Below are 22,468 nucleotides of genomic sequence, written 5' to 3' on the forward strand. Positions count from 1 at the left end.
ATGGGTACGGGCCTTAGACGCCTCGTATTTTATGTATAATCGCCTCAGCCTGCCTGGGCGGCACTTCGGCGAACTCTGCAAACTGCATGGTAAACGTCGCCCGGCCCTGGGTTGCCGACCGCAGGGATGTTGAATACCCGAACATCTCTGCCAGCGGTGCCATGGCCTTGACAACCTGACGTCCGCGCTCCGCTTCAACCCCGGCTATCTGGGCACGCTTGCGGTTGAGATCGTTTATCACCTCACCAAGATATTCCTCGGGAGTGATGACCTCGATGGCCATGATAGGTTCCAGCAGTACCGGCTCCCCTTCCTGGGCAGCCTTCCGGCATGCCATGGTTGAGGCAACACCAAAAGCCATTTCAGTGGAGGTCTCCTCATCGTAGGAACCTCCGACCAGCACCACCTTCACATCCACCAGCGGATAACCGATGAGCGGTCCGGCATCCAGGGAATCCCTCGCCCCCCTCTCGATGGCCTCAATGAATTCAGCGGGTACCTGCTCCCCGTCAACCCGGCTTTCAAACTGAACCCCTGATCCCCGTTCCCCTGGCACCAGCTCCAGGACAACATGACCATACTGGTCCCGACCGGTCCCGTGCTGCTCAAAGCGTCCTTCAGCCCTGGCTGTTCTGGTCAGAGCCTCTTTATAGGCAACCTGGGGTTGCCCCACGTTGGCTGAAACCTTGAACTCCCGGATCAACCGATCGACCACAATCTCCAGATGAAGCTCACCCATACCGGAAATAATGGTCTGGCCGGTATCCTCATTGACTGACACCCGAAAACTGGGATCCTCGCGAACTATCCTCTCCAGGCTCTCAGCCAGTTTACCCTCATCCGCCTTTGACCGGGGTTCAATGGCCACACCGATCACGGGCTCCGGAAAGTCCATGGTCTCAAGGACTATCCAGTCACCCGAGGCGCACAGCGTATCGCCGGTGGTGGTGAACTTCAAACCGACCACTGCGCCGATATCTCCGGCACCGATACTACCCACTTCTTCACGCTTGTTTGCATGAAGCTTGAGCAGTTTGGAGATCTTTTCCTTCTTCCGCTTGAGCGGATTGAAGACCTTGTCTCCAAGCTTCAGTTCACCAGAGTACACCCTGATGAATGCCAGGTTACCAACATAGGCGTCGGTCTGGAGTTTAAACACCAGTCCGCAGAATTTCTCACTCCTCGAGGCCTTACGGGTGACTATATTTCCACCCTTATCCTCGCCCTCCACCGGTGGAATATCCAGCGGCGAAGGAAGGTACCTGATGACCGCATCCAGCAGTGGCTGCACCCCTTTATTCTTAAAGGCGGAACCACAGAGGACCGGGACCAGATCCAGCGACAGAGTCGCCTTACGAAGAGCCCTGTAGATCTCTTCAGGAGTGACCTCTTGATCTTCTAAATATTTTTCCATGACCCCCTCATCGAAGTCGGCCAACTTCTCGAGGAGCGTCATCCGGGCGGCCGATGATTTGCTCTGTAAATCGTCGGGGATCGCCTCTTCGGTAATCCTCAGGCCCTGAGTGGCCTCATCGAAACGGAGCATCCGCATGGTGATGAGGTCAATGATTCCCGAAAAGGTATCTTCACTGCCCACGGGCAGTGTCACTGCTACCGGCCTGGCACCCAGCCGTTCGGCTATCTCTTCCACGCACTTGTCAAAATCAGCACCAATTCGGTCCATCTTGTTGACAAACGCTATGCGCGGAATCTGATACCGATCTGCCTGACGCCAGACGGTCTCGGATTGGGGCTCGACACCTCCAACCGCACAGAAAACGGCTATTACACCGTCTAACACCCTCAGGCACCGTTCCACCTCGACGGTGAAGTCCACGTGCCCCGGCGTGTCGATTATATTGATCTGATGATCTTTCCAGAAGCAGGTTGTCGCAGCCGAGGTGATTGTGATCCCCCGCTCCTGCTCCTGCTCCATCCAGTCCATGACCGCGGTGCCGTCATGGACCTCGCCGATCTTATGCGACCGGCCTGTATAATAAAGGATACGTTCTGTCGTGGTGGTTTTCCCCGCGTCGATATGGGCCATGATGCCGATATTGCGCAGGTTGGACAACGATCCCTGACCAGCCACTGTACCTTCCCGTATTCCTGTTTGTCACGTTCAATTCCTGCTGCCAAAAGAAAAATGTTGGCTCTCTACAGCAGTATCAGTTCTTTGTCAATGGTTTTTCCATCGACGGAATTACTCTTTTTTCAATCGCCGAAGCCTACCAGCGATAATGGGCAAAAGCCTTGTTGGCCTCGGCCATCCGATGGGTATCTTCACGCTTCTTCACTGCGGCACCCCGTTTATTGTAGGCATCCAGCAGTTCAGCAGCCAGCTTCTCGGACATGGACTGCCCGGAACGACTCTTGGCAAAACTGATGATCCAGCGGATCGCCAGGGCATTGCGGCGCTCCGGCCGAACCTCAACCGGCACCTGATAGGTTGCCCCACCCACCCGGCGGCTCTTGACCTCGACCCGGGGACGAACATTTTCCATCGCCGCCTCGAACACGGCCAGCGGCTCCTCATCACCCACCCTCTTCTCGATAATATCCATGGCATCATAGAAGAGCCGACGGGCAAGAGACTTCTTGCCGTCCTGCATCAGCCCATTGGTGAATTTGGTCACCAGGACCGAGTTGTAGCGGGGATCGGGCTCGACGGTCCGTTTTTCCAGTAATTTCTTTCTCGGCATTTTATCTCAACTCCAGTCAGATCAACACGAACCGATAGGTATTTATTTGGGCCGCTTGGCTCCGTACTTGGAACGCCCCTGCTTCCGGTCATTCACACCAAGGGTATCCAGCGTACCACGAACAATGTGATACCGAACACCGGGCAGATCCTTAACACGACCACCACGGATCAGCACAACCGAATGCTCCTGCAGATTATGACCGATACCGGGAATGTAGGACGTGACCTCGATGCCATTGGTCAGCCGAACCCTGGCAACCTTCCGCAGAGCCGAGTTAGGCTTCTTAGGTGTCGTAGTGTACACACGCACACAGACACCCCGCTTCTGCGGGCAGTTCTGCAGAGCCGGAGTATTGGACCGCTTGGTCACTTTTTTCCGTCTTTTTCTGACAAGCTGATTGATTGTCGGCATTCCAACCACTCCTCTTTAACTTCCATGCAGGCATGCTTCCCGCATATCGAATACCGAAAGACGCAACCCTTTTAACCAGGGGACATCTTTCACAAATTTATAACGCAGCGTGCCCGCCCCCTTCATGGAGCAGGCACGAGAACAAGGGATAATATCGTAACTTCCCGACCGTGTCAAGCAGAAAGTTCGTTACTTCTTTCCTTCCTTGCGCAGCCTGTACCTTTCCAGGCCGGTACCGGCGGAAATCAGCCGACCCATGATCACGTTCTCCTTGAGCCCGGTCAGGTAATCGACCTTGCCGGCCATGGCTGCATTGGTCAGCACCTTGGTTGTCTCCTGGAACGAGGCAGCCGAGATGAAGGAATCGGTGGACAACGAGGCCCTGGTGACGCCGAGAAGCAGCGGTTCGGCCGAGGCCGGCTGTCTTCCTTCGGCCATGAGCCGCTCGTTTTCCTCCCGGAACTTCCACCACTCCACCTGCTCGTCGAGCATGAACCTGGAGTCACCGGGGTCGGTGATCTTTACCCGCTTGAGCATCTGCCGGACAATGACCTCGATATGCTTGTCATTGATCCGGACACCCTGGAGCCGGTAGACCTCCTGGATCTCGTTGACCAGAAAGCGGGCCAGGGCCTCGGCCCCCAGAACCCGGAGAATATCGTTGGGCAGGATGGAGCCTTCCATGAGCGGCTCACCAGCCTTGACATAGTCTCCCTCATGGACGGTGATGTGCTTGCCCTTGGGGATGAGATACTCCTTGGGTTCACCGGTTTCCGGGGTGACGATGACCCGACGCTTACCCTTGAGGTCCTTGCCGAAGCTGACCCGACCGTCGATCTCGGTGATGATGGCCTGTTCCTTGGGCTTACGGACCTCGAACAGCTCGGCGACCCGGGGAAGACCACCGGTGATGTCCTTGGTCTTGGTGGTTTCCCGTGGGATCTTGGCAACAATGGTACCCGGGGTGATCTCCACCCCTTCGTCAACCGTGATGATCGACCCCACCGGCAGGGAATAACGGGCCGGGAGATCGCCACCGGGCAGCTTCTTGGTCCGGCCGCGCTCATCCTTGATGGTGATCCGCGGATTGAGCTGGCGCGAGGATGTGGCCGAAGTGATCACCTTGGAGGCCTTGCCCGTGACCTGGTCAACCCGCTCCTGCATGGTCTCGCCCTCGATCACGTCCCCGTACTTGATCTTGCCGCCAACCTCGGCGACAATGGGAATGGCAAAGGCATCCCAGTCGGCAATAACCGCTCCAGGCTCCACCGTGGCCCCGTCCTTGACCTTGAGCTCGGCGCCGTAAGGCACCGGAAAACGTTCACGGTCCACACCCTTGTCGTCAAGGACAGTGATCTCCGCATTGCGATTCATCACTACATCAAGGCCTTCGGCATTGGTGACCGTGTGCAGGTTCTTGTACTTGACCGTGCCACCCCGCTGGGTGCGAACCTCGGCCTGCTCCACCGACCGGCTGGCGGTACCACCGATATGGAAGGTCCGCATGGTCAGCTGGGTTCCGGGCTCACCGATGGACTGGGCGGCGATGATACCCACGGCCTCGCCAATATTGACCATATGGCCACGCCCCAGATCCCGACCGTAGCACATGGCGCAGACCCCGCGCTTGGATTCACAGGTCAGAACCGAACGGATCATCACCTGGTCCACACCGGCGGCCTCGATCTTCTCCACCTTTTCCTCGGTGATCTCTTCATCGGCAGCGACCAGGATCTCCCCTGAATAGGGATCCACCACATCTTCCAGGGCCACCCGGCCGAGGATACGATCGCCAATGCGGACGATGACCTCGCCACCCTCTATGAGTGGTTCGGCCAGCATACCGCGCATGGTACCGCAGTCCTTCTCAACGATGGTGGAATCCTGGGCCACATCCACCAACCGCCTGGTAAGGTACCCGGAGTTAGCAGTCTTGAGCGCCGTGTCGGCCAGACCTTTCCGGGCTCCGTGGGTAGAGATGAAGTACTCCAGGACATTAAGACCTTCCCGGAAGTTGGCCTTGATCGGGGTCTCGATGATCTCGCCGGAAGGCTTGGCCATCAGACCACGCATACCGGCCAGCTGGCGAATCTGGTCCTTGGAACCACGGGCACCGGAATCAGCCATGATGAAGACCGAGTTGAAACTCTTGATCTCCCGGACCTTGCCCTCGGAATCCTGGACATATTCCACCGCCATCTCATCCATCATCTCCTTGGTGATCCTGTCGGTGGCCTTGGACCAGATATCGACGATCTTGTTGTACTTCTCACCGTCGGTGATCAGACCATCGGAGTACTGCTGCTCGACCTCGGCCGCGGCCCGCTCGGACTCTTCGACAAAATCTTCCTTCTTGACCGGAATCTTCATGTCGTTGATGCAGATGGAGATACCGGCCCGGGTGGCGTATTCGTAGCCAAGATCCTTGAGCCGGTCTGCGAGGATAACCGTGTCCTTGGTACCGGCGTGACGGTAGGTGTAGTCGATGAGGAAGGCCAGCTCCTTTTTCGACAGCTCCTTGTTGACCAGGGAAAAGGGGATCGACTCAGGCAGCAGTTCGCTGACCAGGATACGACCGATGGTGGTGTCCACCATCTTGCCGTCGATCCGGACCTTCACCCTGGCCTGGAGATCGGCCGCCCCATGATCGTAGGCCATGCGGGCCTCGGCTACCGAGCCGAACATGGAGCCCTCGCCGACAACGCCGTAGCGTTCCCGGGTCATGTAATAGAGACCAAGAACGATATCCTGGGTCGGAATAATGATGGGACCGCCGTTGGCGGGCGAGAGGATGTTGTTGGTGGACATCATCAGGACCCGCGACTCCACCTGGGCCTCGACGGAAAGCGGCACATGGACGGCCATCTGGTCGCCGTCAAAGTCGGCATTGAAGGCTACGCAGACCAGCGGATGGAGCTGGATGGCCTTACCCTCCACCAGCACAACCTCAAAGGCCTGCATACCGAGGCGATGAAGGGTAGGAGCCCGGTTGAGAATGACCGGATATTCGCGGACGATCTCATCGAGAACATCCCATACTTCCTTGGACCCCTTTTCCACCATCTTCCGGGCACTCTTAATGGTGGTGACGTATCCCAGGGTTTCAAGCTTGTTATAGATAAAGGGCTTGAACAGCTCCAGCGCCATCTTCTTCGGCAATCCGCACTGGTGCAATCGCAGATGTGGGCCGACGACGATGACCGAACGACCCGAGTAATCGACCCGCTTACCGAGCAGATTCTGCCGGAAGCGGCCCTGCTTGCCCTTGAGCATGTCGGAGAGCGATTTCAGCGGACGCTTGTTGGGACCGGTGATGGTCCGGCCGCGCCGGCCGTTGTCAAAGAGGACATCCACCGCTTCCTGGAGCATCCGTTTTTCATTGCGGATGATGATATCCGGAGCATCCAGCTCCAGCAGACGCTTGAGCCGGTTGTTGCGGTTGATAACCCGGCGGTAGAGATCGTTGAGATCCGAGGTGGCAAACCGGCCACCCTCCAGGGGTACCAGCGGACGCAGGTCCGGCGGCAGCACCGGAATAACCTCCAGGATCATCCACTCGGGACGGTTGCCCGAATCGCGGAAGGCCTCGACCACATGGAGCCGTTTGCCAAGCTTGGTCCGCTTGGTGGCGGAGCCTGTGGTCTTCATCTCCTCTCGCAGTTCCTCGGAGAGCTTCTGCAGATCGAGCGCCGCCAGCATCTCGCGGATAGCCTCGGCCCCGATACCGACCCGGAACTGGCCCGGATACTCTTCAAGAAAAGCCCGGTATTTTTCCTCGTTGAGCAACTGGCCCACCGAGAGCGCCTCGACCTTGGACTCCACCACCGCATAGGATTCGAAATAGAGAATCCGCTCCAGCTGCTTCAGGGTCATATCCAGGATCGCCCCGATCTTGGATGGCAGGCTTTTCAAGAACCATATATGGGCCACAGGAGCAGCCAGTTCGATGTGACCGAGCCGTTCCCGGCGCACCTTGGACTGGATGACTTCAACACCGCACTTCTCGCAGACCACGCCGCGGTGCTTCATCCGCTTGTACTTGCCGCAGTTACACTCGTAATCCTTGACCGGTCCGAAGATCTTGGCACAGAACAGGCCGTCGCGTTCCGGTTTGAAGGTACGGTAGTTGATGGTCTCTGGTTTCTTGACTTCGCCATGGGACCACTCGCGGATCTTCTCCGGCGAGGCAAGCGAGATCTTGACCTTGTTGAAGCTGACGGGACCTTTTGGCTTTTGAAAAAAACTGAACAGATCTTCCACTAATATCACCCTTAAAAGAGTTGCAAGCTGAATACCTTCACCCCTGGTTCCCCGGTGAATGGCTCCAGCCTGACGAAATGCTGACTTGCTTTCGCCTGTCTCCTACCACCTGTACGACACAGGACCTGCGACCTACTCGAGCAGTTCCACATCCAGACAGAGCCCCTTGAGCTCCTTGACCAGGACGTGGAACGATTCAGGCAGACCGGTCTCAAGGAAGTTGTTGCCCTTGACAATCTTTTCGTACATGGTTGTCCGGCCCTCGACATCATCGGACTTGACGGTGAGGAATTCCTTGAGGGTGTAGGCGGCGCCGTAGGCCTCCATGGCCCAGACCTCCATCTCACCGAGACGCTGGCCACCGAACTGTGCCTTACCACCGAGCGGCTGCTGGGTGACCAGGGAATAGGGTCCGGTGGACCGGGCATGGATCTTGTTATCGACCAGATGATGCAGTTTGAGCATATACATGGTGCCGACCGTAACCTTGTTGGCAAAAGGCTCACCGGTCAGGCCGTCATAGAGCACGGACTGGCCCACCTCGTCCACTCCGGCCTCTACCAGATAGTTACGAATGGCCTCCTCGGAGGCACCGTCGAACACCGGGGTGGCCACATGGATCCCGTGACCATATTTCCGGGCCTTGTCCAGGAGCTCCTCGTCGCTCAGTCCGTCGGTGAGCTGACGGTATTCCTCTTCCGAGTAGACCTTCCTGAGCCGTTCCTTGACCGCGTCGACCTCAGCCTTCTGCGCCAACTCGGCAATCTGCTCGCCAAGCTTCTTGGCCGCAAAGCCGAGATGACATTCCAGAACCTGGCCCACATTCATACGGGAGGGTACACCCAGGGGGTTGAGAACGATGTCCACCGTGGTGCCATCGGCGAAAAACGGCATGTCCTCCTCTGGCAGCAGCCGGGAGACAACACCCTTGTTACCGTGTCGACCGGCCATCTTGTCGCCCACGGCGAGCTTGCGCTTGGTGGCCACGTAGATTTTGACCATCTTGACCACACCAGGAGGCAGGTCGTCGCCTTTTTCCATGCGCTCGACTATGCCCTGGTACCGCTCACGGACCAGCTTGGCCTGGGTGTTGTACCGGCTGAAGACCGCAGCGATCTCATCCTCGTATTTACTGCGCTCGGAAAAGTCCAGAGTGGCAAGCTTGGCGAATTCGATCTGCTCGATCACCTTGGGGGTCAGTTTCTTGCCAAGCTTGAGGATAACCCGCCCCTTCCTGTCTTTGATGTCGGTCTTGACGGTCCGGCCGGTGAGGATCTCTTCCAGGGCTTTGCGCACGCCTTTTTTCAGACTCTTGAGCTCATCTTCCATGTCGCGGTTAAGGTTTTCGATCTCGCGCTCCTCGATCATCAGCGTCCGCTCATCCTTGTCCACTCCCTTGCGGGAAAAAACCTTGGCGTCGATCACTACGCCTTCCACCCCGGGCGGCACCCGGAGGGAGGAGTCCTTGACGTCCCCGGCCTTTTCACCAAAAATGGCCCGCAGGAGCTTTTCCTCGGGCGAAAGCATGGTCTCACCCTTGGGGGTCACCTTGCCCACCAGCATGTCGCCGGCCTTTACTTCGGCACCGATGCGAATGATACCGGAATCATCAAGATTACGCAGGGCCTCCTCGCCGACGTTGGGGATATCGCGGGTGATCTCCTCTTTGCCCAGCTTGGTGTCCCGGGCCATGGTCTCAAAAATCTCGATATGGACCGAAGTAAAGGTATCTTCCTTGAGAAGCCGCTCGTTGATGAGAATGGAGTCCTCAAAGTTGTAGCCGCGCCAGGGCATGAAAGCGATGGTCACGTTCTTTCCGAGCGCAAGCTCTCCCTGCTCGGTGGACGGTCCATCCGCAAGCACCGTCCCGCGGGTCACCCGCTGGCCGGGCATGACCAGGGGCTTCTGGTTGAAACAGGTGTTCTGGTTGGACTTCTTGTACTTGGACAGCCGATACACCGCCACTCCGGTCTCGAAGCCTCCGGTGCCAGGCTCGTCGTAGCGGACCACGACCCGGGTGGCGTCGACCTCTTCCACCACCCCATCGCCCTCGGCCAGCAGACAGGCTCCGGAATCCTGGGCCACGTGCCGCTCCATGCCGGTCCCCACCAGGGGGGCGGCCGGTTTCAGCAGAGGCACGGCCTGGCGCTGCATGTTTGAGCCCATGAGCGCCCGGTTGGCGTCATCGTTTTCGAGAAAGGGGATAAGGGAGGCGGCCACCGAAACCAGCTGGTTCGGAGCCACATCCATCTTGGTCACCTGATCGGCCGAGACCATGACCACCTCACCTTCCTGACGGGCAATCAGCGAGTCCTCGACCAGAGTATCGTTCTCTATGGTAACCCGGGCCGGGGCGATGACCTCATCCTGTTCCTGCAAAGCCGAGAGATATTTGACCTCGTTGGTGACCTTGCGCTCGGTCACGTTCCGGTACGGCGTCTCTATGAACCCGTACGGGTTGACCCGGGCATAGGTTGCCAGGGAAACAATCAGGCCGATGTTCGGTCCTTCAGGGGTCTCAACCGGGCAGATACGACCGTAATGGGTCGGATGAACGTCGCGGACCTCGAAACCGGCCCGCTCCCGGGAGAGACCACCGGGTCCAAGAGCGGACAAACGGCGCTTGTGGGTGACCTCGGAGAGTGGATTGGTCTGATCCATGAACTGGGAGAGCTGGGAGGTGCCGAAGAACTCCTTGATGGCCGAGGTGACCGGCTTGGGATTCACCAGGTCGTGCGGCATCAGGGTTTCCACCTCCTGGAGAGTCATCCGTTCGCGAATGGCCCGCTCCATGCGCACCAGGCCCATGCGATACTGGTTCTCCACCAGTTCACCCACGGTCCGGACCCTCCGGTTGCCGAGATGATCGATGTCATCCCCCTCCTTGAGCTCGTCCTTGATCCGGACCAGGTGCTTGACACTCTTGACAATGTCTTCCCGGGTCAGGGTCCGGGTCTCGATTGGGGTGTCGAGGCCGAGCTTGGAGTTGATCTTGTACCGACCCACCTCGGACAGATCATAGGTGGACGGATTGAAAAAGAGGTTTTCAAAAAAGGTGGCCGCTACCTCGGGGGTCGGCGGACTGGAAGGCCGCAGTCGACGATAAATCTCAATCTGGGCCTGCTCGGTGTCCTGGACCTTGTCCATGGCCAGGGTCTTGCGGAACGACTCGGTTACCTTGACACCGTCAATGAACAGAAGTTCGAAACTCTTGATACCGGCCTTCTCGATGGCCTCGAGCATGGACTCGGTCACTTCGTCATTGCAGCGACCGATGAGATCCCCGGTTTTCGGATCAGCGATGTCGGCAACCAGGTAGCGGCCGAGGAGATCCTCGGGATCGATCTCGATGGTCTCGATGCCCGCCTTGGCAATACGTTTAGCCAGAGCCTTGGAGATCTTGCGACCTTTCTTGCCCATAACCTCGCCGGTTTCCGGATCGACAAGATCCCGGTTGAGCCGCTGACCGATGAAGGTTTCCGGCTTGAAGACCAGGGCATATTTTCCCTGTTCGACCAGGACGGTGTCGACATCATAAAACTCACGCAGGAGCTGCTCCGAGGTGTAGCCCAGGGCCTTGAGCAGGGTGGTGACAGGGAGCTTGCGCCGCCGGTCGATCCGGACGTAAAGGACATCCTTGATGTCAAACTCGAAGTCGAGCCAGGATCCGCGCACCGGGATGATCCGGGCCGAGTAGAGCCGCTTGCCGGAGCTGTGCGACTTGCCGTTGTCATGGGTATAGAACAGGCCCGGAGACCGCTGGAGCTGGTTGACAACCACACGCTCGGTACCGTTGACCACAAACACGCCGTCCTTGGTCATGAGCGGCAGGGAGCCGAGGAAAACCTCCTGCTCCTTGATGTCGCGCACCGACTGGACCCCGGTTTCCTCATCCACATCAAAGGTGATCAGCCGAACGGTGATCTTAACCGGCACTTCATATGTCATGCCGCGCTCAATACATTCCTCGACCGTATACTTGGCTTCTCCGAAACTGTACCGGACAAACTCAAGCGAACAGAGCCCGTTGAAATCGGTGATCGGGAAAATGTTCTTGAAAATTGCCTGCAGCCCGAAATCTTCCCGCTCATCGGGATGGATATCCCGCTGCAGAAAACGCTCGTACGAGTGTCTCTGCATGGCAATCAGATGCGGGGGCTCCATTATCTGCCGTGTCTTGGCAAAACTTTTTCGTACTCTGTCCATGGTCTCCCTCGAAACAATCCGCGAAATTCAGAAGATGTCACATACATAAAACACACAAATTCAGCCTGATATATGACACCATCCAACCTGTTGACTTCTCCCTGCCCACAAACGCAGGAACGCTACAAGGGTTTACCCCCGTAGCGTTACCTTGTTTATGTCGTATAGCCAGCCCGGCGAAGCCGGGCTTACAACGGCATGGAGCTGTGCTATTTGATCTCCACGGAACCGCCGACAGCCTCGATCTTTTCCTTGATCTCTTCGGCTTCTTCTTTGGTTACACCCTCTTTGATCGGTGCCGGTGCACCCTCAACCAGGGCCTTGGCCTCTTTCAGGCCAAGCGAAGTGATAGCACGGACCTCTTTGATAACCTTGATCTTCTGATCGCCGGCAGCGGTCAGAATGGCATCAAACTCGGTCTTTTCCTCTGCGGCTCCTCCGTCTCCACCAGCATCACCAGCAGCGCCTACGGCAGCTACGGCAACAGGGGCGGCGGCGGATACGCCGAACTTGTCCTCAAGCTCCTTGATCAGCTCGGAGAGCTCGAGAACGGACATATTGGAAATAAACTCGATTACGTCTTCTTTGGTTACAGCCATTGGTATTCCTCCTGATAGGATTGGACTTCAATTATCAGTTTTCTTTCTGCTCTTTAATTGCCTGCAGGGCATAAACAAGCTTCTGCGGTACGCCATTGAGTACACGGACAAAGCCGGTGGGCACTGCGGCCATGGTTCCAAGCAGCATGGCGCGGAGTTCGTCCTTGCCTGGCAGTTTGGACAGGGCCAGTACATCCTCGGCGTTCAGAACGCTGCCTTCGAGGGCAGCGGACCGGATCTTGAGGTTATCGTACTCCTTGGCGAATTCCGTCAGGGCCTTGGCAGACCCGACCGGATCTTCGAAGGCGACAGCAACTGCCGTGGTACCGGTAAAGAACTCGGTGAGTCCTTCATACTCGGTCCCCTTGACAGCAATCCGCAGCAGCGTGTTTTTCGACACCCTGATCTGGGCATTCTGCTCCCGCAATGCGCGACGCAGCTTTTCCAGTTCCGTGACTTTAAGTCCGCGGTAATCAGTCACCACCGCGAACTTGGCCTTGCTAAAGGTCTCCTGAAGCTCGCTGACCTTTGTGGCCTTTTTATCGCGATTCAACTGTTACACCTCCTTGGATTGTCGCGGGACGATACAGTAGAGCAGGGTTGAGGAATGAAGACGTATTCCGAAACAAAAAGGTGCGCGTTCCGGTATTCGGTCTCGGCAGGTTATCCGGTGGGCTGGATAATTAAACGCTCGTGCCTGCTGTCTCTGACCTTCCCAGGTTAATGAATAATTTGATTAAGCTATGGTAAAATCCTCAGCAGATACAATGGGACATCGTGATCCGAACTGGATCGGATCATGCCTTTTTGAGCAGGGACCTGACCTGGAGAGGATCCACCTTGATACCTGGACCCATGGTGGTCGATACGGCAATACTCTTCAGATAGATACCCTTGCTGGAGGATGGTTTGAGCTGAATAATCTTGTCGATGAATGCGACAATATTATCTACTAACTTGTCGACCCCGAAAGAGGCCTTGCCCATGGGAGCATGTACGACGCCGGCCTTGTCGACCCGGAAGTCAACCTTACCCTTCTTGACCTCCTGGACAACCCGGGCCACATCAAAGGTGACCGTGCCGAGCTTGGCGTTGGGCATCAGGTTCCGCGGTCCGAGAATCCGGCCTATTTTTCCCACTTCCCCCATCATGTCTGGGGTGGCAATGGTTTTGTCAAATTCGAGCCAGCCTTCCTTGATCTTGGCAACCAGATCATCGGAGCCGGCGTAATCGGCTCCGGCTTCCCGGGCCTCGATTTCTTTTTCCCCTTTGGCAAACACCAGGACACGCACCTCCTTACCAGTACCGTGGGGCAGCATGACACTGGAACGCACCATCTGATCGGCATGCCGGGGATCGACCCCGAGCCGGACAGCAATATCCAGGGATTCATCAAAATTGGCAAACTTGGTCTTGAGAGCGAGATCCAGGGCCTCGGCCAGCTCATACAGCCTGGTCGAGTCGATCTGCTCTACGGCTTTTCTATATTTCTTTCCGTGTTTCGGCATTTTTTCACCCTTCTCGGTTCTCCCTGGCCGTCCGGGTACAACGGCAGGTGTTAACGAAGTGACCGACGGCCTGTCAGTCGATTACAGTAATTCCGCAGGAACGCGCTGTGCCCTCGATAATGCGCATGGCATGCTCGATGTCATAGGCATTGAGATCCGGCATCTTGGTCTCGGCAATCTCGCGAATGGCATCGCGACCAAGCTCGGCCACACGATCCTTTTTCGGATTGGACGAGCCCTTGCTCACGCCAGCCGCCTTGAGCAACAGGACGGAGGCGGGCGGGGTTTTGGTTATGAAACTGAAGGACCGGTCGTTGTAGACTGTAATAACAACCGGAACGATGGTATCGCCCATGGACTGTGTCTTGGCATTGAATGCCTTGCAGAAGTCCATGATATTGACACCATGCTGGCCAAGAGCAGGTCCTACGGGCGGAGACGGATTGGCCTTGCCGGCGGGAATCTGCAGTTTGATATAGGATTGAACTTTTTTTGCCATTGGTTACTCCTCCAAGCAAACAGGGCTGGAGCCTAATTTTTGCTGACTTGTATATATTCGAGCTCAACCGGAGTTTCGCGGCCAAAGATGGAAACCATGACCCTGACCCGTCCCTTGTCCGGATAAACCTCGTCGATAACGCCCTGGAAGTTGGCAAAGGGCCCGTCGGTGACCCGGATCACGTCGCCCACCTCGAAAACAACCTTGGGCTTGGGCTTGGTGGCCCCTTCCTTGATGCGTCCGATGATCTTGTTGGCCTCTTCTTCCATCAGAGGCATTGGGTTCAGATTGTCGCCAACAAAACCGGAGATGCGCGGTGTATCGTGAACGATGTGCCAGGTCTGGTCATTGAGTTCCATCTGCACCAGGATATAACCCGGAAAGAACTTTCTTGACGATGTCTTGCGGGCACCCTTGACCATTTCGACCACCTGCTCGGTGGGGACCAGAATCTCGCCGAAATACTCTTCAAGACCGGCCGAGCGAATACGCTCCTCCAGGGTGGCCTTGACCTTGTCTTCATACCCCGTATGGGTATGAACTATGTACCAGTGTTTTGCCATTGAATCAGCCTGTGCGATACGGCAGCCTATCGAAGAACCATGGAGACAAGCTTACCAAGAAGAAGGTCCACGGAACCAAGATACATGGATATGACGATAACCAGAACAATGACAAAGCCGGTCAGACCAGCGGTGACCTTTTTATCAGGCCAGACAACCTTCTTGAACTCGGCCTGCACCTCAAGGAGAAATTCCCTGACAGCCGCCGGCGAGAAAGAGGTTTTTTTCATTTCAGCAGATTCAGCCTGAACCACCTGTCGGCTTTTATTGCTGCGACCTTTTTTCTTGCTTGCCATAATAATCCGATTTCCTGGCTGCACCTTCCAGGCAGTTAAAAAAAAAGATGGCAGGCCAGGAGGGACTCGAACCCCCAGCCCTCGGATTTGGAGTCCGATGCTCTACCAATTAGAGCTACTGGCCTGCGCAAATATGTATCAAGTATTACGGGCGTCGCATCGCTGCCGGCGCTGACAGGGCAGCACACCTTGCGCCCTGCCCTGTCAGCGCCGCCAAAGGCAGCCCTGAAGAAACTACTTGGTTTCCCTGTGCAGTGTATGCGAACGACAGAACGGACAGTACTTCTTCAACTCCAGCTTATGGGGAATGGTACGCTTGTTCTTGGTCGTGGAATAGTTGCGCCGCTTGCACTCCGTGCAGGCAAGCGTGATAATATCTCTCATTGCTCTGGCCCCGATATATAATACTCAGCAGGCCGGAGCCTGCTGAGTATTCTTTAAAAACCGCTCATACCTGGTGGCGGACAGTTGCCGCTGTCAGGAATTACTCGATAATTTCGCTGACCACGCCGGCACCTACGGTACGACCACCTTCACGGATTGCAAAACGAAGTCCCTCTTCCATTGCAATCGGGGTGATCAGCTCCGCTGTAATGTGCACGTTGTCACCGGGCATAACCATCTCAACTCCGTCCTCAAGCGTTACAACACCGGTTACATCCGTGGTCCGGAAGTAGAACTGCGGGCGATAGCCGTTGAAGAACGGGGTGTGACGACCACCCTCTTCCTTGGTCAGAATGTAGGCCTCAGCCTTGAATTTCTTGTGCGGAGTGATCGAGCCCGGGGCGGCAAGTACCTGGCCGCGCTCAACCTCGTCACGCTTCACACCACGCAGCAGGGCGCCGATGTTATCACCTGCCTGACCCTCGTCAAGCAGCTTCCGGAACATCTCCACACCGGTTACCGTGGTCTTCTGGGTCGGACGAATTCCGACAATCTCCACCTCGTCGCCAACATGGATCACTCCACGCTCGACACGACCGGTGGCCACTGTACCACGACCGGAGATGGAGAAAACGTCCTCCACAGGCATAAGGAAGGGCTTGTCAACGTCACGCTCCGGTTCCGGCACGTAGTTGTCAATGGCCTCCATCAGCTCCCAGATACACTTGGACTTCTCGGGATCTTCCGGATTCTCCAGAGCCTGCAGAGCGGATCCATGGATGATCGGAATGTCGTCGCCAGGGAAGTCATACTTGTCCAGCAGCTCGCGCAGCTCCATCTCGACCAGCTCGATAAGCTCCTCGTCGTCAACCATGTCGCACTTGTTCAGAAAGACGACAATGGCAGGAACACCTACCTGGCGCGCCAGCAGGATGTGCTCACGGGTCTGGGGCATGGGACCGTCGTCGGCTCCAACCACCAGGATGGCGCCGTCCATCTGCGCCGCACCGGTGATCATGTTCTTGATATAATCGGCATGGCCCGGGCAGTCCACATGGGCATAATGCCGCTTGTCGGTCTCATACTCGACATGGGCGGTCGCAATGGTGATACCACGCTCTTTCTCTTCGGGCGCCTTGTCGATCTCACCAAAATCGGTGAACTCTGCCTGACCCTTGGTGGCGAGCACGCGGGTGATTGCAGCGGTCAGGGTTGTCTTGCCGTGATCGATGTGACCGATCGTGCCCACGTTGACATGCGGCTTTGTCCGCTCAAATTTTTCCTTAGCCATCTCAGTGTCTCCTCAGACAAATGTTCGATGTCACAGCCGATAGCAGCAAAACAAACCGGCTGAAAGCTGGAGCCCACGACCGGACTTGAACCGGTGACTTCCTCCTTACCAAGGAGGTACTCTACCACTGAGTTACGTGGGCTCGCCTACAGATTTTACAAATACAACAAAGCCCCGTCGTTATCCGGAGATAAATGGAGCGGGAAACGAGTCTCGAACTCGCAACCCTCAGCTTGGAAGGCTGATGCTCTACCAATTGAGCTATTCCCGCCCGAAACTTGCGAATAACGTGGAGCGATATATTCAGACAGACCCGAGGGCTGTCAACACCATCATGGTGGAGGGGGAGGATTCGAACCTCCGAAGGCTTCGCCGACAGATTTACAGTCTGTTCCCTTTGGCCGCTCGGGAACCCCTCCACATATCGTCTTCTACTATCTGGAGCTGGCGATGGGACTCGAACCCGCAACCTGCTGATTACAAATCAGCTGCTCTGCCAATTGAGCTACGCCAGCGTTGAACCCTGCAAATATACCCTCTCTTTTCTGAAAAGCAATCTTTTTTTTCATTCAAAGTGTTTTTTTTACCACCTGAATCTCTGGTACCGGGACTCCGGGTTCAGGACCTTGTCCAGGTGAGTCAGGAGGAGTTCATCCAGCCATGGGCCTGGAACTGCGCCAATGGACATCCTGCTCTGGAAACAGAAAAGCCGGAGGCAGAGGCCCCCGGCTTTTCAGCAATCCTGTGCAGCCGACTTCTCAGTCGTCGTTCAGTGGATTCTTCACATAGGCCGATTCGCGATAGCGCTCAAAAGCCATGGCAAAGGTCCGGTAAACCAGATGGGCGAACTTGGTATAGGGCATGTACATGAACAGCATCATGACAGATACCAGGTGCAGGTAGTAGGTCACATAACCGATGGATGCCAGCCCGATCAGCCGGAAAATTTCAGCAGCCAGGCCGGTAACGCCCACACCCATGATCATCCAGATCAGGAACCAGTCATAGAAGGTCCGGGAAGCCTGCCCATCGGCTTCCATCTGGCTCCGGTTGCCCCACAGGATACCGATACCGACGATGAGAGCGATGGCGGCGACATTGGCCAGGATCTTGACCGGATTCCACATGGACATGGGACCATGCAGCTGCGGCCAGATTATGCCAAGCACGTCCTGAACAAAGGCGGAGTAGGCCGTGACAAAGAACAGGGCCAGGAAGGAGAGCAGGAGCGGCAGATGGCCGCGAACCCGGTCATAGTTGGCCTTGCACTCACGGAAACGGTTGTGCTGGATGATCTCCTGAACCGAAGGCCAGAGGAATTCCTTGATAAACTGCGGTACGGACGGACGGTACAGGGCCTCACCGACACCGGAATACTCTTCCATCTTTTTCCACATGTTGGTCACACCCTTGTACGAAGCATACAGGGCCAGACCGGCGGCAGGAAGCATGATCAGGTCAATGAAGAGAACATTCTTTGCCAGGTAGCGCCATTCCCAGTGACCGAAGAAATGTCCGTAGCCGGCATGGGCGAACTGTTCGGCAGACGGGATGTGCATGCCGCCGGAGATGAGCCACATGACGAAGACGACCACGGCCGGAATGCCGATGAGAATGGGCAGATTCTTGCCGGAGCTTGCCAGCTTCGCCAGCCCGGACGGCCAGCCGAAATACTTGTACATATAGGCCCGGATGGCACCGAGCACGTCACCGGGCTTGGCACCCCGCGGACAATAGGCGGTACAGTCACCACACTGATGGCAGAGCAGGACGTTGGGATCGCCAATGAGCTTGTCTTTCAGACCCCACTGGGCAAATACCATTTCACGCCTGGGAAAGGGATTGTCATCGGAAGAGAGCGGGCAGACAACAGAGCAGGTTGCGCACTGGAAACACTTTTTCAAAGTGTCACCACCCGCACTCTTCATGTCCTTGATAAAATCGAGATCGGGTTGCACGTTCATAGACATTTTCTCCTCCTGTCATGAAAACTGTTACTTGTATAGCGCAACAAAGGTTCTATACCAGAAAATTCCAAACGTTGCCATCCGGTACCATGAATTGGCCCGGATGGCAACCGGTTCTACACGACAGTGAGGTTAGAAGCCCTTGAACGGGTTCGGACCAAGCTCCATGATCTCCTCAACAAACTCCTCCAGGAGTTCGGGGAGCTTGTCGTAATCGGAAATGGCAATCTGCCGTACCGCACAACGCTCTGGCTCGAGACCAAGGGTTCCAAGGGTTTCACCGATGTTTTCCATCCGGCGGTTGGCAATCTCAGAGCCCTTGACGAAGTGGCACTGGTAATCATCGCCCCACTTGCAGCCAAGGAGAATGGCACCGTCCATACCGGAGGACAGGGCGTCCTTGATCCAGGCCATGTTGACCGAACCGAGGCAGCGAACCGGGATGAAGCGGATAAGCCGGTTGAGCTTGTTGCGATGCATGCCCGACATATCGAGGGCCGGGTACGCATCGTTCTCGCAGACAAAGGCGATGATACGCAGTTTGTCGTCATCGTCTTCCGGAACCTCGACCGCCTTGACCATGGATCCGATGAGATCGATGTTGTAGTCGGCAAAGCCGATGATACGCTCGGGACACGCGCCCATACAGGTACCGCAGCGACGGCAGCGGGTCGGGTTGGGCAGCGGGGTACCCTTCTCATCATCGTCCAGGGCACCGAACGGACACTCCTCAGTGCACCGCTTACACTGGGTACAGCGCTGGAAGAAAAAGTCCGGATAGGTCTTGTCACCGGACCGGGGATGAACGGCAACACCACGGTCCGCGCACTCGATAGCCTGGATGGCCTTGAGCGCGGCGCCGGTGGCGTCGTCGATGGTCTCTTCCATGGTTTCAGCCTTACGCACGCCACCGCAGGTGTAGATACCGGTCCGGCGGGTCTCGTAAGGGAAGCAGATGAAGTGTGAATCGGCATAGCCGTCAAAGAGCTCCAGATCCAGGAAGGCCGGACCCTGACGATAGGCCAGGTTGATGGTGGGCTCGTCCACGGTTGTGGGAACCATACCGGCAGCCAGAACGACCATGTCCACCTCGAGATCCAGATCCTCGCCCAGCAGGGTATCCTGAGCCTTGACCACCAGCCCGTTGTTGCCTTCTTCCACCTGGGTGACAGCTGCCTTGGTCAGGAAAATTCCGTCATCCTGCTGCATGTTCTTGTAGAACAGCTCGGTATGGCCCGGAGTCCGCATGTGCTGATACAGGATAAAAGCCTGTCCGTCAGGATTGTCCTCGCGAACATACTTTGCCTGCTTCAATGCAACCATGGATGTTACAGAGTTACAGTACGGAAAATCCTTGTCATTATCAGCCCCGCCAGGGCTCTGAATGAAGGCAACCCTGGCCGGGACCTTGCCCTGCTTGGCCAGTTTTTCAAACTCGGCATTGGTGACCACGTTGCTGAGTTTTCCGTAGCCGAGATGCTCATACTCGGAGACATCTGCCGGACGCCATCCTGTCGCCAGGATAACCGCACCAAAGGTCTCGCCGTCGGGATTCCTCTCGGTATACGGTTTGAGCCCGGCGTTAGGATCTTCCATCTCACCCTTGTCGATCAGGTCCTGCTCATCCACACCGACCTTGGCAGGGGCATCCCACTCGGTCTTGGTACCGGCGGGCTTGAGGGTGACGTTGAAATCCCCGGGAGCGCCACCTATACGGGCGACCTCGGTGGAGGTCTTGACAGTAATATTGGGATCCGCTTCCACTGCAGCAATCAGCTGGTCAATGGTGGGATTCTCAAGTTCACTGTAGGGGTACGCGGTGGGGAACTGCTTCCGCCAGCCACGAGCCTTGCCACCAAGCTCTGCCTCTTTCTCGACGATGGTGGCCTCGTAGCCCATCTTGGAAGCTTCCAGGGCAGCGGTCAGACCAGCGATACCACCACCCATTACCAGAACCTTTTTTACCAGGGTTTCAGGTTTGTACGGTTCAGGCAACTCGGTTTTCTGGGCCCGGGTGACGGCCATGCGGACATAGTCCTCACCCATTTCCTGCAGAAACTCGTCTACTCCTTCTGCAGCCTCTTCACCTTCTTCGGGCTCACCGGCGGTCCAGGCCACCTGCTCACGCAGGTTGGCACGAACGGTAATGATTTCATCACCGAAAGTGAACTCCTTCTGCATGACCCGGGGCGAACAGGCACAGACAACAACGGTGTTCACGCCCTTGTCGGCAATATCCTTCTCGATCAGTGCCCGACCTTCGGCGCCGCACAGACAGCCATGGTCGACCATCTCGATACCTGTCTCAGAGGCCGCCTCCTTGAGTCCGTCGACGTCAAGGACATCGCCGATACCACAACCTGTACAGAGATATGCTCCATATACTTTATCCATTGACCTTCCTCCTACCGTCCGATCTGAATTGCTTTGAGAGCTGCTGCAGTAGATGACTGACCACAGGTGTACACATCAGCAGCTGACTTGGCACAGCCGGCAGCAATCATTCCCTTGTCAGGCTCGGAAACAACAAATCCGTTACCGTCCATGTTGACGCCCAGTGCCTTGCCCTGTTCGCCAAGCGCCGGCTGCATGCCGGTCGCCAGCACACAGAGGTCAACTTTCTGCTGGATCTTGGCACCGCTCACGGCATTTTCAGCCACAACGGTTACGCCACCGTCATCCTCGGGAATGATATCGGCAACCTTGCCCTTGATAAACTGGGCATTTTCATCGGCCATGAGCTTCTCGCGAAACTTCTCATACTTTCCGGGAGTACGGAGATCAATGTAGAACACATAGATCTTGGCTTCGGGATACCGCTCGCGGATATACGTCATCTGCTTGAAGGTAGCCATGCAGCAGATATAGGAGCAATACTCGAGATGGTTCTCATCACGGGAGCCGGCACACTGAACAAAGGCGATGGACTCGGGTTCCTTGTCGTCACCGGGACGAACGATCTTGCCGCCGGTGGGCCCGTTGGGAGCCGCCATCCGCTCCATCATCATGTTGGTGATAATGGCACTGGACTGACCGAACTTGAGGTTGTCCATCTTGGTGGCATCGTAGGGATTCCAGCCAGTTGCCCAGACAATGGAGCCCACGGTGACGGTAAAGGTCTCCGGCTGCATGTCCAGATCAATGGCATTGTACTTACAGGCACCCTTGATCGCCTCAAGACACTCGGGCGAGCAGGCATCCTTGGCCAGGACATAACGGCGCGGAAACGCCATCTCATGAGGCAGGAAGATCGCCTTGGTCTTGTCCATGCCGAAGTTGAAGGCATTGTCGATCTCGTCCGTACACACCTCGGCGCAGTCGCCACAGGCTGTGCAGTTCGAGTTGACGTAACGCGGAGCGGTCTCCAGCGTTACTTCGTAGTTGCCCGGGCCACCGCTGACCGATTTGACTGTGGTCATGGTGTAGGGTTTGATTCTCCGGTTGTCCTTGACCCGCTTGAAGTTGATCTCCAGACCACACGTAGGGGGACAAAGTTTGGGGAAATACTGATTGAGCTGGGCTACACGCCCTCCGAAGTACGGATTCTTATCGATAAGAATAACATCATTACCGACCTCCGCAGCTTCCAGAGCGGCCGTCAGGCCACTTATTCCGCCGCCCACAACCAGTACCGCACCAGTTCCTGCAGTGTCACTCATGCCAATCCTCCATAACTGCTGGTATTGATGAAAGGTGATTTCTGGCTCCATTGACAGGAAGTTTCACTCCTTCCGGCCAACGCAAACAAAAAGCTGCCGCGTATATGAAAAATCTCCAGG

16 protein-coding genes and 5 tRNA genes are annotated in these 22,468 nt (G+C 56.4%); all 21 read right to left on the reverse strand.

Annotated elements, in window-relative coordinates; all coding sequences use genetic code 11:
* Positions 1-13 precede the first annotated feature (13 nt).
* Positions 14-2,092, reverse strand: coding sequence for an elongation factor G (gene fusA, locus GF1_RS11580; RefSeq protein ID WP_267926717.1), 2,079 nt, complete (start codon positions 2,090-2,092; stop codon positions 14-16).
* Between the two features lie 136 nt (positions 2,093-2,228).
* Positions 2,229-2,702, reverse strand: a complete 474-nt coding sequence (gene rpsG, locus GF1_RS11585) for a 30S ribosomal protein S7 (protein ID WP_267926718.1) — start codon at positions 2,700-2,702, stop codon at positions 2,229-2,231.
* Positions 2,703-2,744: 42 nt separating this feature from the next.
* Positions 2,745-3,116, reverse strand: a complete 372-nt coding sequence (rpsL, locus tag GF1_RS11590) for a 30S ribosomal protein S12 (protein WP_267926719.1) — start codon at positions 3,114-3,116, stop codon at positions 2,745-2,747.
* Positions 3,117-3,305: 189 nt separating this feature from the next.
* On the reverse strand, positions 3,306-7,376 hold the full coding sequence (gene rpoC, locus GF1_RS11595) for a DNA-directed RNA polymerase subunit beta' (protein ID WP_267926720.1): 4,071 nt from the start codon (positions 7,374-7,376) through the stop codon (positions 3,306-3,308).
* Between the two features lie 132 nt (positions 7,377-7,508).
* Complete coding sequence (rpoB, locus tag GF1_RS11600; RefSeq protein WP_267926721.1) at positions 7,509-11,582, reverse strand: DNA-directed RNA polymerase subunit beta; 4,074 nt, start codon at positions 11,580-11,582, stop codon at positions 7,509-7,511.
* 209 nt (positions 11,583-11,791) lie between these two features.
* Positions 11,792-12,181, reverse strand: coding sequence for a 50S ribosomal protein L7/L12 (rplL, locus tag GF1_RS11605; protein ID WP_267926722.1), 390 nt, complete (start codon positions 12,179-12,181; stop codon positions 11,792-11,794).
* Positions 12,182-12,215: 34 nt separating this feature from the next.
* Positions 12,216-12,734, reverse strand: a complete 519-nt coding sequence (gene rplJ, locus GF1_RS11610; RefSeq protein WP_267926723.1) for a 50S ribosomal protein L10 — start codon at positions 12,732-12,734, stop codon at positions 12,216-12,218.
* A gap of 244 nt (positions 12,735-12,978) precedes the next feature.
* Positions 12,979-13,689, reverse strand: a complete 711-nt coding sequence (gene rplA, locus GF1_RS11615; RefSeq protein WP_267926724.1) for a 50S ribosomal protein L1 — start codon at positions 13,687-13,689, stop codon at positions 12,979-12,981.
* Positions 13,690-13,762: 73 nt separating this feature from the next.
* Positions 13,763-14,188: a 50S ribosomal protein L11 gene (gene rplK / locus GF1_RS11620; protein WP_267926725.1), complete on the reverse strand. Its 426-nt coding sequence runs from the start codon at positions 14,186-14,188 to the stop codon at positions 13,763-13,765.
* Positions 14,189-14,220: 32 nt separating this feature from the next.
* Positions 14,221-14,751: a transcription termination/antitermination protein NusG gene (gene nusG / locus GF1_RS11625; RefSeq protein ID WP_267926726.1), complete on the reverse strand. Its 531-nt coding sequence runs from the start codon at positions 14,749-14,751 to the stop codon at positions 14,221-14,223.
* Positions 14,752-14,777: 26 nt separating this feature from the next.
* Positions 14,778-14,981 (reverse strand): preprotein translocase subunit SecE, encoded by a 204-nt coding sequence (secE, locus tag GF1_RS11630; RefSeq protein ID WP_267926727.1) that lies wholly within the window; start codon positions 14,979-14,981, stop codon positions 14,778-14,780.
* A gap of 114 nt (positions 14,982-15,095) precedes the next feature.
* Positions 15,096-15,172: transfer RNA gene (locus tag GF1_RS11635), tRNA-Trp, on the reverse strand.
* Between the two features lie 109 nt (positions 15,173-15,281).
* Positions 15,282-15,431, reverse strand: a complete 150-nt coding sequence (rpmG, locus tag GF1_RS11640; protein WP_267926728.1) for a 50S ribosomal protein L33 — start codon at positions 15,429-15,431, stop codon at positions 15,282-15,284.
* Between the two features lie 100 nt (positions 15,432-15,531).
* The gene (gene tuf / locus GF1_RS11645) at positions 15,532-16,722 is read right to left on the reverse strand and encodes an elongation factor Tu (RefSeq protein WP_267926716.1); all 1,191 of its coding nucleotides are present in this window, start codon (positions 16,720-16,722) and stop codon (positions 15,532-15,534) included.
* Between the two features lie 67 nt (positions 16,723-16,789).
* Positions 16,790-16,864: transfer RNA gene (locus GF1_RS11650), tRNA-Thr, on the reverse strand.
* A 53-nt stretch (positions 16,865-16,917) separates the two neighbouring features.
* Positions 16,918-16,993 (reverse strand) — tRNA-Gly (locus tag GF1_RS11655).
* Between the two features lie 64 nt (positions 16,994-17,057).
* Positions 17,058-17,141: transfer RNA gene (locus GF1_RS11660), tRNA-Tyr, on the reverse strand.
* Between the two features lie 20 nt (positions 17,142-17,161).
* Positions 17,162-17,237: transfer RNA gene (locus tag GF1_RS11665), tRNA-Thr, on the reverse strand.
* Between the two features lie 243 nt (positions 17,238-17,480).
* Positions 17,481-18,686 (reverse strand): quinone-interacting membrane-bound oxidoreductase complex subunit QmoC, encoded by a 1,206-nt coding sequence (gene qmoC / locus GF1_RS11670; protein ID WP_267926729.1) that lies wholly within the window; start codon positions 18,684-18,686, stop codon positions 17,481-17,483.
* Positions 18,687-18,821: 135 nt separating this feature from the next.
* Positions 18,822-21,083 carry a hydrogenase iron-sulfur subunit gene (locus GF1_RS11675; protein WP_267926730.1) on the reverse strand — a complete coding sequence of 754 codons (2,262 nt, stop codon included), beginning with the start codon at positions 21,081-21,083 and terminating at the stop codon, positions 18,822-18,824.
* Positions 21,084-21,094: 11 nt separating this feature from the next.
* Positions 21,095-22,348 (reverse strand): CoB--CoM heterodisulfide reductase iron-sulfur subunit A family protein, encoded by a 1,254-nt coding sequence (locus tag GF1_RS11680; RefSeq protein WP_267926731.1) that lies wholly within the window; start codon positions 22,346-22,348, stop codon positions 21,095-21,097.
* Between the last annotated feature and the right edge of the window lie 120 nt (positions 22,349-22,468).

The sequence above is a fragment of the Desulfolithobacter dissulfuricans genome, assembly GCF_025998535.1.
Lineage (GTDB): Bacteria > Desulfobacterota > Desulfobulbia > Desulfobulbales > Desulfobulbaceae > Desulfolithobacter > Desulfolithobacter dissulfuricans.

Coding starts and splice junctions, on each gene's coding strand:
- rpoB (WP_267926721.1), bottom strand. CDS start 11,582: ATGGACAGAGTACGAAAAAGTTTTGCCAAGACACGGCAGATAATGGAG.
- nusG (WP_267926726.1), bottom strand. CDS start 14,751: ATGGCAAAACACTGGTACATAGTTCATACCCATACGGGGTATGAAGAC.
- GF1_RS11680 (WP_267926731.1), bottom strand. CDS start 22,348: ATGAGTGACACTGCAGGAACTGGTGCGGTACTGGTTGTGGGCGGCGGA.
- rplK (WP_267926725.1), bottom strand. CDS start 14,188: ATGGCAAAAAAAGTTCAATCCTATATCAAACTGCAGATTCCCGCCGGC.
- rpsL (WP_267926719.1), bottom strand. CDS start 3,116: ATGCCGACAATCAATCAGCTTGTCAGAAAAAGACGGAAAAAAGTGACC.
- tuf (WP_267926716.1), bottom strand. CDS start 16,722: ATGGCTAAGGAAAAATTTGAGCGGACAAAGCCGCATGTCAACGTGGGC.
- qmoC (WP_267926729.1), bottom strand. CDS start 18,686: ATGAACGTGCAACCCGATCTCGATTTTATCAAGGACATGAAGAGTGCG.
- rpmG (WP_267926728.1), bottom strand. CDS start 15,431: ATGAGAGATATTATCACGCTTGCCTGCACGGAGTGCAAGCGGCGCAAC.
- rplA (WP_267926724.1), bottom strand. CDS start 13,689: ATGCCGAAACACGGAAAGAAATATAGAAAAGCCGTAGAGCAGATCGAC.
- rpsG (WP_267926718.1), bottom strand. CDS start 2,702: ATGCCGAGAAAGAAATTACTGGAAAAACGGACCGTCGAGCCCGATCCC.
- GF1_RS11675 (WP_267926730.1), bottom strand. CDS start 21,083: ATGGATAAAGTATATGGAGCATATCTCTGTACAGGTTGTGGTATCGGC.
- secE (WP_267926727.1), bottom strand. CDS start 14,981: ATGAAAAAAACCTCTTTCTCGCCGGCGGCTGTCAGGGAATTTCTCCTT.
- rplL (WP_267926722.1), bottom strand. CDS start 12,181: ATGGCTGTAACCAAAGAAGACGTAATCGAGTTTATTTCCAATATGTCC.